Here is a 12,457-nt window from a genome sequence, read left to right as displayed (position 1 = left end):
CGTGCGGTCAGCGCCCGGCGGACGAGGCGAACCGGTCCGCGTGTTCCGCCGGGCCGTGGCCGCTCAGGACCAGTTCCTTCGCCCTGCGGAACTCGTCGTCCGAGATGTCGCCGCGGGCCTTGATCTCGGACAGCCGGGCGAGTTCGTCGACGCTGCTGGTGCGGCCGTCGGCGCCCTTGGCGGTCTCCCGGACGTAGCTGTCGAAGGCCTCCTGCTGTGCGCGCGCCTGGGTGATCTCGCGGCGCCCCATGTTCTTGCCGCGGGCGATCACGTAGACGAAGACGCCCAGGAAGGGCAGCACGATCGTGAACACCAGCCAGCCCGTCTTGGCCCAGCCGCCCAGGTCGTCGTCGCGGAAGATGTCCATGACGACCCGGAAGAGCAGGACGAACCACATGATCCACAGGAAGAAGACCAGCATGGTCCAGAAGGCGCTCAGCAGCGGATAGTCGTACGCGAGGTACGTCGCACCACTCATCTCGGTCCTCCGTTCCGGGCCGCCCGTGCCCGACATTCCGTTGTGTGCCGACTTCAGCGTGTCCGCGACCAAGGACCGCCCGCCTCACCCGGGACGGGTGAAACGCCGCCCCGGCCGGACGTCTCAGCCGGTCCCCGCGGTACGGCGGGGCGCTCCCGCGATGCCCGACCTGCGCAGCGCGGCCCGCCAGGCCAGGGCGACGGCGGCCTCGACCAGGCCGAGGAGCACGAGCCACAGGCCGAGGAGCCGGGTCAGCGCCCGGGCCGATTCCGCGGGCAGGGCCAGGACGACGATCCCCGCGACGACGGCCAGCAGCGCCGCACCGAGGACGACACCGCGGTGCGGCAGGTCCCGCGAGGCGATCGCCGTGAAGAGGGTGAGCATCCCCGACACCAGCCAGACCACTCCGACGATCAGGGAGAGGGCGGCGATGGTCTGCAGCGGGTTGCGCAGGCAGAGCACTCCGGCCAGGACGTACAGCACCGCCAGCAGGAGTTCGGGCAGCCGTGCGCCCTGCTCCTCCCGGCCGAGGACGCCGACGAACCGGAACGCCCCGGCCACCAGCAGGTACAGGCCGATGAGCACCGCGAGGACGTGCAGTGTGGTCTCCGGCCACACCAGCACGATGACGCCCGGCACGAGGGTGGCGACCGCGGAGGCCAGGATCCACTGCCACGAGCGCCCGAGTGCCCCCAGGATCTCGGCGGGGCCGTCCGGCAGACCGGGGGCCGCGCCGTCGGGCGTGTGCGTCCGTCCGGGGCCGGGTGCCGGACCAGGTGTCGCGCTCATGGCTCCTCCTCCCGCGAGGCGCGCTCGGGCCGCGGCGCGAGCGCGGGACCAGCCTTCCGTCCGGCGGCCGTCGGCGGATCACCCACGGCGGGTGATCCGGTCGGGGCACGGGCACGGTGGGATGGCGGCGAACAATCTTCGTCCGGCGGACAGCCGTCGACCGGCGGACAGCCGTCGTTCACGGTGCAGGCGGGAGACAGCGATGGCCGTACCGAGTCCGTTCAGCGCCCCCCTCTCCCCGGCCGAGCGGGCCGCGTACGGGAAGGAGGCGCGCGGCCGTGCGCCGCGCTCGTCCCACGGCCGGTTCGAGGCGGCCGGGGACCGGCCCGACCCCGTCGACGTGATCGAGCGGCAGTCGGCGACCCGGCTGCCCGAGCTGGTGCCGATCCGCCACGGCCGCATGCTCGAGTCCCCCTTCCGGTTCTACCGGGGTGCGGCCGCGATCATGGCGGCGGACCTCGGGCCGGCCCCGGACACCGGTCTGACCGTGCAGCTGTGCGGCGACGCCCACCTGCTCAACTTCCGTCTGCTGGCCTCCCCGGAACGCCGTCTCGTCTTCGACATCAACGACTTCGACGAGACGCACACCGGTCCCTTCGAATGGGACGTCAAGCGGCTGGCGGCGAGCTTCGCCATCGCCGGCCGGGCGAACGGCTTCCCGGTCGAGGAGCAGAACGGCGCGGTGCGCGCCTGCGTGGAGGCGTACCGCCTGCGCATGCGGGAGTTCGCCGGGATGCGCACCCTGGACGTCTGGTACGCGCAGGACGACGCCGACCGGCTGCGGGAGCTCATGGCCTCGTCGATGAGCCGTGAGGCCCGGCGCCGTACCGCAGGGGCGGCGGAACGCGCCCGGACCCGCACGCATCTCCAGGCCTTCGCGAAGCTCACCCGCCTGTCCGCGGACGGGCGGCGCATCACCCCGGACCCGCCGCTGATCACGCCGCTGCGCGACCTGATGGACGACCCCTCGACCGAGGAGGAGGCCCTGCGCGGGGTCCTGGACGGCTACGCGCGCTCGCTGTCGTCGGAGCGCCGGCATCTGCTGGGGCGCTACCACCTGGCCGACGTGGCCCGGAAGGTGGTGGGCGTCGGCAGTGTCGGCACCCGCTGCTGGATCGTGCTCCTGCTCGGCCGGGACGACGACGATCCCCTGCTGCTGCAGGCCAAGGAGGCGCAGGAGTCGGTGCTCGCGCCGCACACGGACGGCGAGCGGTACGACAACCAGGGCCGCCGGGTGGTGGCGGGCCAGCGGCTGATCCAGACGACCAGCGACATCCTGCTCGGCTGGACGCACGCCGTGGGCCTCGACGGACGCCCCCGGGACTTCTACGTACGGCAGCTGCGCGACTGGAAGGGCATCGCCCGCCCGGAGACCATGGACCCGGGGCTGCTGCGGCTGTTCGCGCGGCTGTGCGGGGCGAGCCTGGCGCGGGCCCACGCCCGGTCCGGCGATCCGGTCGCCATCGCCGCCTACCTGGGGCGCGGCGACCGCTTCGACCGGGCGCTCGCCGGGTTCGCGCAGGACTACGCCGACCGCAACCAGCGGGACTTCGAGGCGCTGGGCGAGGCCGTGCGGTCCGGCAGGGTGCGCGCCGGAAGCCCGTGACCCGCCGGCCGGGGCGCTACTCCGGCACCTGGCGCATCTCCAGGACGCGCAGGCCCAGCGACTGGCAGCGGGCCAGCAGCCCGTACAGGTGCGCCTCGTCGACGACGTGCCCGAACAGCAGGGTCTGGCCGGACATCGTCACGTGGTCGAGTTCCGGAAAAACCCTGATCAGCGGTTCCGAGAGATGTCCGTCGACACGGATCTCGTAGCGCATGAGCCGCTCCCCGGGTGGCCTGGGACAGGCGGGCCGTGCCCGTACCCTGCGATCGTCCCCCGCCGGGCGGCGGCCCGGCTCACCCCGTACAGGTGAGAGGCCGCCCGTCTCAGTGAGCTTCTTCAGAATGGCCACCGATCGGGTGACGGCTGCGCTCACAGGAGGCGAGTACTACCGCAGGTCAGAGGGCAGTCAACCCAAAGGAGCCATCCACCCTGCGGGGTGGCCGCTGAAGAAGCTCAGTGCTTCAGCCAGAGCTTGCACGAGAGGATCACCAGACCGAGCACGAGGTTCACCGCCGCCGACAGGGCCATCAGGCGCCGGCCGGCGCCGGCCCTGCGGGCCGCCGCCACCGACCAGCCCACCTGCCCCGCCACGGCGACGGACAGCGCGAACCACTGGGTGCCCTGCACACCGAGGCCGAGCACGGGGCTGACGGCCACGGCGACCGCCGGCGGCACGGCGGCCTTGACGATCGTCCACTCCTCGCGGCACGCCCGCAGTACGACGTGCCGGTCCGGGCCGTGCTGCGCCAGCCGCGCCCCGAACAGCTGCGCGTGCACGTGCGCGATCCAGAACACCCCACCGGTGAGCAGCAGGAGCAGCACCATCTCAAGCCGCGGGAACGAGCCGAGCGTGCCGGCCCCGACGATCACCGAGGCCGCGAGCATGGATCCGTAGACGCCGCCCGTGTAGTCGGCGTGCGCCCTGCGCCCGGCGGCGTGCTCGGTGCCGGGCGTCACGGCCTCCTCCGGCCGGCCCCGTCCCGCCCGCCGGTCCTGGCGGGCCCGGACGGCGGACCCGGAAGCCGGGGTGTGACCAGGAAGCTCGCGAAGGTGATGCCGCCGGTGGCGAGGATCGCCGCTCTCAGGCCGTCGAGCTGCGCGGACGCGTAGGAGTCCGTCACGGCGTCCACCTCGGACGGCGGAAGCCCGGCGCGGGTGGCCGCCGCGCGCACCTGGTCGGTGGGCACGAAGGTGACCCCGGCCTCCAGGGCGACACCGACCTGCTGCCGGGCCTCCAGCGACAGCCGGGGATCGTCCTCCACCTGCGCGGTGAAGGCGTGGGCCAGGGAGCCGATGAGCAGCGATCCGATGAGCGCGGTGCCCAGGGCCGAGCCCAGGTTCTGCGCGGTGTACTGGAGCCCGCCGGCCTCACTGCGTTCGTCCTCGCCCGCGGCGGACTGGACGACGTTGCCGAGCTGGGAGGCGAACAGGCCCATGCCCACGCCGAGCAGGGCCATCGCCCCGGCGAAGTTCGCGTCGTCGATGACCGGGTCGATGGTGGCCAGCAGCCATACGACGGCCGCCGCCACGGTGAGCAGGGCCAGCCGGACGACCCGTCGGGGCCCGGCCGTGCGCCCCAGCCGGGCCGCGCCCAGCGAGGTCACCAGCATCGTCGCGGACACCGGCAGCAGCCTGAGCCCCGTCTCGAAGGCGTCGAAGCCCTGCACGACCTGGAGGTACAGCGGGATGGTGAAGAACAGTCCCAGCAGGATCAGGTTCTGGCTCACCAGCGACATCAGGCCGGAGCCCAGGGCGGGCCGGCGCAGCAGGGACAGGTGCACCAACGGGTCGTCGCCGCGTTCGTCCCGGCGCCGTTCCCACCGGTGGAAGGCCGCGAGGACGGCCACCCCGGCACCGATCACGAACAGTGTCGGCGCGAACCCGAGGATCGTGAAGGGCGGGTTGCGCGGCTGGACCCAGCCCCAGGTGCCGCTCTGCAGCACACCGAGCACCCCGAGGGTCAGCCCCGCCGCGGAGAGGACGGCACCGACGCCGTCCAGCCGGGGCCGCGCCCCGGTCCTCGGCGCCTCGGTGATCGCGCGGCGGAGGAGGAGGACGGCCAGGACGACCACGACCTCGCCCGCGAAGACCAGCCGCCATGTGAGGTACGTCGTCACCCAGCCGCCCAGCAGGGGGCCGACGGCGATCCCGGCACCGGCGAGTCCGCCGACGACGCCGTACGCGACGGCCCGGTCGCGGCCCCGGTAGGACTCGGCGACGAGGGCCGCCATGGCGGGCAGCACCAGCGCGGCGCCGAGTCCCTCGATGACCGACCAGCCGAGGACCAGCACCCACAGAGTGGGCGCCACGGCGGTCAGGGCCGAGCCCGTGGCGTAGACGACGAGACCGCCGAGGAAGACGCGTCGCCGTCCGAGGATGTCCCCCAGCCGCCCCCCGACGATCATGAAGGCCGCCATGACCAGCGCGTACAGCGTGATGACGGCCTGGATGGCGGTGACCTCGGTGTCGAAGTCGTCGACCAGTTGGCTGATGGAGACGTTCATGACCGACGTGTCGAGGACCATCAGGAACTGCGCGGTCCCCAGGACGATCAGCGGCCGCCAGTGGGCCATGGCATTCCCTTCGTCACAGCAGGCCCAGTTCGCGGGCGCGGCGCACCGCCTCGTTGCGGCGGTTGACGGACAGCTTCCGGTAGACGCTCTTGAGGTGGGTCTTGACCGTGTTCACGGACACGTACAGGTCGGCGGCGATCTCCTCGGTGGACATCATCAGGGCCAGGCGCCGCAGCACGTCGCACTCGCGTCCGCTCAGCTCCTCGACGACGGGGGGCGGCTCCTGCCCGCGCGGGAACGCGCCGTTGCCGGGCGCGGGCCGGCCGGTCACCGGCCGGGGCGGCGACGCCGCGCCCAGGTAGCGCCGGATCCACGGCCCGGCCTCGGTGAAGGGCCGACTCAGCCGCTCCCGGCGCGCCTCCGCCAGCGCCCGCGCCACGAGCCCGCGCGCGGCCACCGCGTCCCCCTCCTCGTCCGCGGCCTGCGCCCGCACCAGCACGGCCCGGACGGTCACGGCAGGACCGGCGCGCCCCTCCGGACACGCCCGGTCGAGCAGTCGTACGGCCTCGGCGGCCCCGCCGGTGGCGAGCCGGACCCGCGCGGCCCCCACCGCGCAGGCCGGCTGCTCGTCGGGCACCTCCCGCAGCAGCCCGGCGGCCGTCTCGGTACGTCCCTCGGCGAGGTGGGCGGCAGCCGCGACGAGCGCCGTCTGCCCGTGCGCCCACGGCGAGACGGCGTCGGCGGGCACCTCCGGTTCCACCGCCTCCAGCGCGGCCCCCGGGTCGCCGCGCGCCAGATGCAGGCGCGCGGTCGTCAGGGCGCGTCCGGCCTCCAGGACGGGGTCACGCATCGCGGGGTGCGCCTCGGCCGACGTGTCGAGCAGGGCCTGGGCCTGCTCCAGCTCGTCGCGGTCCACGGCGACGGCGGCCAGGACGAGCCGTTCGACACCGGAGCCGGACGGCCGGGGCAGCCCGAACCTCTCCGTCTCGGCGAGGGCCTCGCGGGCCCTGCGTTCGGCCCTCCCGAGCCAGCCGTCCAGATAGTCGATCAGGGCGAGCCGGCCGAGCGAGTCCTCGCGCGGGAGGGCCGTGGCCGCTCCCGGGGCGGAGTCCGCCACGGTGGACAGGGCGGCCCGCGCCTCCTCGAAGCGCCCGGCCCACAGCCGTGCGGAGCCGAGGTGGTCCAGCAGCAGCGCGGTGAGTTCGGGATGCCGGGCCAGCAGTTCGGCGGGGACCGCCTCCCGCAGCCTCCCGGCCGCCCGCGCCGCGTCCTCCGCCCGCTCCGGCGCGCCGGCCAGCCGGGCGGCCAGCGCCTCCAGCAGGGCGCAGCTCAGCCGGGCCGCCGCCTCGTCCGCCGTGCCGTCGTGCTCCGCCAGCTCGTGCCGCGCGCGGTGCAGATGGGTCAGCCCGCCGTCGATCTCGCACCGGGCCAGCCGGCCGGCCGCCCGCACCAGCTCCGGGGCCGCTCCCGTACCCTCCCGCCCCATGCGGGAGAACAGCCCGGCCACCGCGTCGGAGCGCGGCCCGGTGAAGAACTGGCCGATGGCGAGATCGTCGACCAGGGCGTTCGCGGTGAACTCCCAGTCGTCGGCGGCGGCCCCGTGCCCGAGCGCCTCCGGAAGGCGCCCGGACCGCCGCAGCCACTCGGCGGCCCGCCGGTGCAGCTCGGGTTCCAGTCCGGGCAGGCGCGTCCGCAGATGGGCGCGGAGGATCTCGGCGAACAAGGGGTGGAGCCGGTACAGACCGTGCCCGAGGTGTTCGACGAAGGCGTTCTCCCGGCTCAGCCGGGCCAGGATGGCCTCGGCGTCGTCACGCCCCGTGACCGCGTTCGCCAGGCCGGGACAGAACCGGTCGAGCACGCTCACCCGCAGCAGCAGGTCCTGGGTCTCGGCGTTCTGCCGCTTGAGCACCTCCGCCAGCAGGAAGTCGGCGATCGTGCTGCGGTCCGCCTCGAACTCCTTGAGGTACACCTCCGGATCCGGGCTCTCCCCCGCCGCCAGCGCGCACAGCCGCAGCCCGGCGGCCCACCCCCGGGTGCGCTCCACCAGGGCGCGCACCGCGGCCGGGGGCAGCCGCAGCCCGTGCAGCTCCATCAGCTCGGCGGCCTCGTCCGGGGTGAAGGCCAGCTCGGCGCCCCTGATCTCCGTCAGCTCGCCCGCGGCCCGGTAGCGGTGCAGGGGCAGCAGCGGCTCGGTACGGGTGACGAGGACCAGCCGCAGCCCCGGCCCGGCGTGACGCAGCACGAACTCCAGCTGCTCGGCGATCTCCGGGGAGGTGACCCGGTCGAACTCGTCGAGCACCAGCACCACGGGCCGCTCCCGGACGCTCAGCTCGGCGGCGAGCCGGGCCCCCAGGGTGGGGCTCACACGGTTCGCGTCCGCCGGGAACCCGACGCCGGCGGGCAGCGGGACACCGACGGCGTGCAGCGCGCGCAGCAGATACGCCCAGAACATCCCGGGCCCGGTCCCGGCCGCCTCGGTGGTGAACCAGGCGACGGGCAGCCCGTCGCCCAGACGCTCCGCCCAGTCCGCGACGAGCAGGGTCTTCCCCGCACCCGCGGCGCCGTTGACCATGGTCAGCGGAGCCCGCAGCCCCTGGTCGAGACGCCTGGTCAGCCGCTCCCGCCGCAGGTACGTCACCGGTCTCGCCGGCACGGCGAACCTGGTCCGCAGGAAGGGATCCCCGTGCGGGTCGGCGAGGGGTTCCGCGGCGGACGAACCGTCCCCTTCAAGCCCGGTCATGGCTCTCACCGCCCCTGTTCGGCTGTGGCTTCCTCTCAGCATCCCAGCACCGGGGGCGGAGGGCGCGTCGTGAGGTGCCGCCCCGGCGGGGGCACGGGCCCGCGCACGTCCCTCCACGCGCTCACCGGCACCCGGACACAACCTTCTCGGGCCGTCGCGAGTCGGAGACGTCACCACGGGGTGAGGGCCTCCGCACGAGCGGGCCACGGAAATGGCATACGATGCGCGCGACCCTCATAAAGATCACATAAGAGGATGCACACATCATGGCCATCCATCCCCCCTGTCGTTCCCTTCGCGGCATATCCGCCGTCGTCGCCCTGCTCGCGATCGGCGCGGTGGGATGCTCGGAGGTCTCCGACGCCGTCGACGGCGCCAAGGACGGCGCGAAGAAGGTCGCCCGCCAGCGCTCGGTGTTCTCGCTGGACACCGGTGACTGCTACAACCCGAACGGCAAGGCCGAGGGGGAGGCGTACTCCGTCGAGATCGTGCCCTGCGACGAGGCGCACGAGGGCCAGGTCGTCGGCGAGTTCGCGATCCAGAAGAAGGGCGCGGAGTACCCCGGCGACGACGAGGTCTCGGCGATCGCGGACGAGCGCTGCCCGGTCGAGGCGCAGAAGTACGCCCCGGACACCTGGGCGCTCCCCAAGGGTGCCGCCCTCTTCTACTACACCCCGACCCAGGAGAGCTGGGCGACCGGCGACCGCTCGGTGAGCTGCACCTACACCGCGGAGGGGGGCAAGCTCAACGGTTCGCTGGACACCGCGAAGTCCCTCGAGCCCGAGCAGACCACGTACCTCACGGGTTCGAACGCGGTCTACGAGGCCCTGTGGGCGAACCAGCCCGAGCAGGACACCATCGAGGCCGACCTGGCCGGCTACAAGGCACAGGCCAAGGCCGTCGCCGCCGCCCTCGACACACACGTCGAGGGCCTGGGCGGCATCGAGGGCACCGAGGTCGGCAAGCTCCGCACGACGCTGACGAAGGCGGCCGGGAACTGGGAGAAGGCCGCGAACGCCGCCGACGCCGACGCGTTCTACGTGGCCTACGACCCGGCGTTCACCGACATCGACCCGAACAAGTCGGTCGCCGCCCGCAAGGAACTGGGCCTGGCCACCACCGTCCCGGCCGACGAGGCCGAGGTCTGGGCGGGCTGACGCGCCGCCGGGTCGGCACGCCCCCTGACCGACTGATCGCGGTTACAGAACCACCTCGGTTAGCGTCGTCGGTATGAGCACCCCTCCCGCCCTCGCCGAGGCACTCGCGGACGGCACGGTCGTACTCGACGGCGGCATGTCCAACCAGCTCGCGGCGGCCGGGCACGACCTGAGCGACGAGCTGTGGTCGGCCCGGCTGCTCGCCGAGGACCCCGAGGCGGTGACTGCGGCCCATCTCGCGTACTTCGGGGCGGGGGCGGACGTGGCGATCACGGCGAGCTACCAGGCGACGTTCGAGGGGTTCGCGCGGCGCGGGATCGAGCGGGAGGAGGCGGGCCGGCTGCTGGCCCTGAGCGTGGAGTGCGCCCGTACGGCGGCCCGGCGGGCCCGGGCGTCCCGCCCCCTCTGGGTCGCCGCCTCGGTCGGCCCGTACGGCGCGATGCTCGCGGACGGCTCGGAGTACCGGGGCCGGTACGGGCTGGGCGTGGCGGAACTGGAACGCTTCCACCGCCCGCGCATGGAGGTCCTGGCGGGGGCCGCCCCGGACGTGCTCGCCCTGGAGACGATCCCCGACACGGAGGAGGCCCAGGCCCTGCTGCGCGCGCTGCGCGGCCTGGGCGTACCGGCCTGGCTGTCGTACTCGGCGTCCGGCGACCGCACCCGCGCCGGCCAGCCGCTGGAGGAGGCCTTCGCGCTGGCGGCGCGGGCGGACGAGGTGATCGCGGTCGGCGTGAACTGCTGCACCCCGGAGGACGCCGACCACGCCGTCGCCCTCGCCGCCCGCGTCACCGGCAAACCGGTCGTGGTCTACCCGAACAGCGGCGAGACGTGGGACGCCGGGGCGCGGGCGTGGACGGGGCAGTCGACGTTCAGTGCCGGACAGGTGAAGGGCTGGCGTGAGTCGGGGGCCCGGCTGATCGGAGGGTGCTGCCGGGTGGGACCGGAGACGATCGCGTCAATGGCGTCGGTGCTGCGGGCTGCGCGGTAAGGAACTCGCACCACACGACTTTCCCGGGGCGCCGCTCCCCCACGCCCCACGTGTCCGCGAGCGCGCCCACGAGCAGCAGCCCGCGCCCGCTCTCGTCGGGCTCGTGCTGAGGCACGGCGGGCGTGCCGCCCCCGCTGTCATGCACCTCGACGCGCACACTCTCCGCATACGGCAGCAGCCGCAGCAGAAATCCCCGGCCGGTCGGCACGCCGTGCAGCAGCGCGTTGGTCGCCAATTCGCTGACGCACAGCAGCACATCGTCGGTGCGCCCGCACACGTTCCAGTCCTCCAGTACCCGCCGGGCGAACGCCCGCGCGCCCGGCACGGACCGGCGTTCACGACGGAAGAACCGCTCACGTGGGGCCGGATTCTGAGGCAAGGGTGAAGTTTCTTGTTTCACGGTACGAGAGTCACGCTCCGTACCCATCATGGAACAGTCCGCGCATCCGTACGTCTCGGCTGTACGCCTGCGCGACGGCGAACGTACGGGCACGGACGGGGAGTACGGCCTCATGGGCACCACGACACGGAGGAACGCCTCGGCGATGAAGATGGTGGGCGCCCTGCTCGCCCTCTACCGCCAGGCCTCCGGCCACACGCAGAGGTCACTGGGCGAGCGGTTCGTCATCAGCGAGCAGCAGATCGCGTCGATCGAACAGGGCAGACGCCCGCTGAAGCCGGACCTCGCCGAGCAGCTCGACGAACTCCTCTGCACCAAGGGCGCGTTGTCGGTCGCGCTGAGCCGGATGCCGGAGGTGGACCTGGTTCCGCTGTGGGCGGAGGAGTTCCTGGACAGGGAGCGCGAGGCCATCGCGATCTCGTCGTACGAGAACCAGGTACTGCCCGGCCTGCTCCAGACGGAGGCGTATGCGAGGGCGGTGTTCCGCAGTCGCGTGCCGTTCTATGACGAGGACACGATTGCTCGACGAACAGCGGCACGCATCGAGCGTCAAGCAGTCCTGCACGGCAACGAAGCGCCGATCTCCTGCTTTGTGGTCTGGGAACCGGTGGTCCGGGCACCGTTCGGCGGAAGGGAAGTCTGGACCGAGCAGCTTCGCCATCTGCGCACGTGCTCCGAACTCCCAGGTCTCATGCTCCAGGTCCTGCCCCTTGACCGGGCAAGTCACGCTTCGCTCGACGGCCCGTTCGTTCTGCTGGAAACCCCCGAACACCAACGCCTCGCCTACACGGAGAACCAACGGGGCAGCCAACTGATCGCCGATCCGGATGAGGTGGCGATCCTCACGCAGAAGTGTGCGATGCTGCGGTCACAGGCCCTCACCCCTGAGGACACAAGGGAATTGCTGGACCGTCTCCTGGGAGAGCAATGAGCAGCACCGCACTTCGGTGGTTCAAGTCGAGCTACAGCGGCAGCGAAGGCGGCAACTGCCTCGAAGTCGCCGCACACCCCACCGCCATCCACATCCGCGACTCCAAGACCCCGGATGCCCCCCACCTCACCGTCACCCCGAAGGCCTGGACCGCCTTCCTGTCCGTACCGTCGGAGGACACCAGCGCGGCAACGGCATAGAGTGCCCCTGAACGGCACCGCCCTGTCGCCCGTCGTCACACGCCAGGCGCGGGTCCGTACCGCGTCCCCGGTTTCTCGTCCGCAGTCATGGGCAAGTTCCGGAGTGCAACGGGGCCGGGGTAATAGGCGGAACCGCCCGGCCCTGTGACCTCCTCACCGTTGAGCCAGCACCACAGCCACTCGGCGAACCCCATGGAGTACTCGAAGAACTCGCCCTCCCCGTTCTCGACGAACAGGATTCCCGCCCCCTGCCCGCCCTTGGGCGCATAGAAGATCGTCTCGCCTCGATTGGTGGAGGCGATCGGAATCAACCCGTCCGCATCACCGAAGTACAACTCGGACACTCCAAGAGACTCACGCGGGTCCCCTTCGGGTTCGTCCTCGTCCCATTCGACCTGAGACCAAGCCTCCGACGTGCTACGGATCTTCTCCGCGAGGTTCCATCGCCTCGTCGCCGGGTGCATCAGGTGCAGGTGCCCGTTGATCTCCACGGGCGCATAGACGTCGACGAGTTCCTTGAACTCCGCCAGGAGGCTCGACCCGAGAGTACGCTCCAACCGGCTCCAAGCCGCACCGTCCCGGTAACGCATGGGCGGCTCACCCGGCGTCGCCAGATGCAGTTCACGCAGCGCCGCTCCGACCCGTCCCCCTCGAA

General features: G+C 72.7%; 12 protein-coding genes and 1 pseudogene. 5 read left to right on the top strand and 8 right to left on the bottom strand.

What is annotated here, in order from left to right; all coding sequences use genetic code 11:
- Positions 1-7 precede the first annotated feature (7 nt).
- A complete protein-coding gene (locus ACIA6T_RS09815; protein ID WP_399446027.1) occupies positions 8-478 on the bottom strand; it encodes an SHOCT domain-containing protein in 471 nt (156 codons plus the stop codon).
- A gap of 123 nt (positions 479-601) precedes the next feature.
- The gene (locus ACIA6T_RS09810) at positions 602-1,267 is read right to left on the bottom strand and encodes an HdeD family acid-resistance protein (RefSeq protein WP_399446026.1); all 666 of its coding nucleotides are present in this window, start codon (positions 1,265-1,267) and stop codon (positions 602-604) included.
- 202 nt (positions 1,268-1,469) lie between these two features.
- On the opposite strand from ACIA6T_RS09810, the gene ACIA6T_RS09805 reads away from it, so the two are divergent.
- On the top strand, positions 1,470-2,873 hold the full coding sequence (locus tag ACIA6T_RS09805) for a DUF2252 domain-containing protein (protein ID WP_399446025.1): 1,404 nt from the start codon (positions 1,470-1,472) through the stop codon (positions 2,871-2,873).
- 16 nt (positions 2,874-2,889) lie between these two features.
- On the opposite strand, the gene ACIA6T_RS09800 is transcribed toward ACIA6T_RS09805, so the two are convergent.
- The 4 genes from ACIA6T_RS09800 to ACIA6T_RS09785 all read right to left on the bottom strand — a co-directional run bounded on the left by ACIA6T_RS09800 (position 2,890) and on the right by ACIA6T_RS09785 (position 8,126).
- A complete protein-coding gene (locus tag ACIA6T_RS09800; RefSeq protein WP_030828254.1) occupies positions 2,890-3,087 on the bottom strand; it encodes a hypothetical protein in 198 nt (65 codons plus the stop codon).
- A 239-nt stretch (positions 3,088-3,326) separates the two neighbouring features.
- Positions 3,327-3,830, bottom strand: a complete 504-nt coding sequence (locus tag ACIA6T_RS09795) for a hypothetical protein (RefSeq protein ID WP_399446024.1) — start codon at positions 3,828-3,830, stop codon at positions 3,327-3,329.
- A complete protein-coding gene (locus ACIA6T_RS09790) occupies positions 3,827-5,446 on the bottom strand; it encodes an MFS transporter (RefSeq protein WP_399446023.1) in 1,620 nt (539 codons plus the stop codon). Before ACIA6T_RS09790 ends, ACIA6T_RS09795 begins: the two co-directional genes overlap by 4 nt.
- A 13-nt stretch (positions 5,447-5,459) precedes the next feature.
- Complete coding sequence (locus ACIA6T_RS09785) at positions 5,460-8,126, bottom strand: LuxR C-terminal-related transcriptional regulator (RefSeq protein ID WP_399446022.1); 2,667 nt, start codon at positions 8,124-8,126, stop codon at positions 5,460-5,462.
- 266 nt (positions 8,127-8,392) lie between these two features.
- Here ACIA6T_RS09785 and ACIA6T_RS09780 point away from each other — a divergent pair, with 266 nt between their 5' ends.
- Positions 8,393-9,283 carry a septum formation family protein gene (locus ACIA6T_RS09780; RefSeq protein WP_399446021.1) on the top strand — a complete coding sequence of 297 codons (891 nt, stop codon included), beginning with the start codon at positions 8,393-8,395 and terminating at the stop codon, positions 9,281-9,283.
- Between the two features lie 73 nt (positions 9,284-9,356).
- Entirely contained in the window at positions 9,357-10,271 is a 915-nt protein-coding gene (mmuM, locus tag ACIA6T_RS09775) for a homocysteine S-methyltransferase (RefSeq protein WP_399446020.1), read from the top strand.
- 1 nt (position 10,272) lies between these two features.
- Here mmuM and ACIA6T_RS09770 read toward each other — a convergent pair.
- A pseudogene (locus ACIA6T_RS09770) lies at positions 10,273-10,698 on the bottom strand (ATP-binding protein); the annotation flags it as partial.
- A gap of 85 nt (positions 10,699-10,783) precedes the next feature.
- Between ACIA6T_RS09770 and ACIA6T_RS09765 the strand changes: the two are divergent.
- Positions 10,784-11,602 carry a helix-turn-helix domain-containing protein gene (locus ACIA6T_RS09765; protein WP_399446071.1) on the top strand — a complete coding sequence of 273 codons (819 nt, stop codon included), beginning with the start codon at positions 10,784-10,786 and terminating at the stop codon, positions 11,600-11,602.
- Positions 11,599-11,802 carry a DUF397 domain-containing protein gene (locus ACIA6T_RS09760; protein ID WP_085571972.1) on the top strand — a complete coding sequence of 68 codons (204 nt, stop codon included), beginning with the start codon at positions 11,599-11,601 and terminating at the stop codon, positions 11,800-11,802. The genes ACIA6T_RS09765 and ACIA6T_RS09760 overlap by 4 nt, the downstream gene beginning before the upstream one ends.
- Positions 11,803-11,837: 35 nt before the next feature.
- Here ACIA6T_RS09760 and ACIA6T_RS09755 read toward each other — a convergent pair whose 3' ends face one another.
- Positions 11,838-12,359 (bottom strand): SMI1/KNR4 family protein, encoded by a 522-nt coding sequence (locus ACIA6T_RS09755; RefSeq protein WP_399446019.1) that lies wholly within the window; start codon positions 12,357-12,359, stop codon positions 11,838-11,840.
- Positions 12,360-12,457: the final 98 nt, after the last annotated feature.

The organism is Streptomyces sp. NPDC051740 (assembly GCF_044453165.1).
In the GTDB taxonomy this organism is placed as follows: domain Bacteria; phylum Actinomycetota; class Actinomycetes; order Streptomycetales; family Streptomycetaceae; genus Streptomyces; species Streptomyces atrovirens.
The sequence above is the reverse complement of the archived record's forward strand: the minus strand, read 5'-3'. Positions and strand labels throughout refer to the sequence as shown.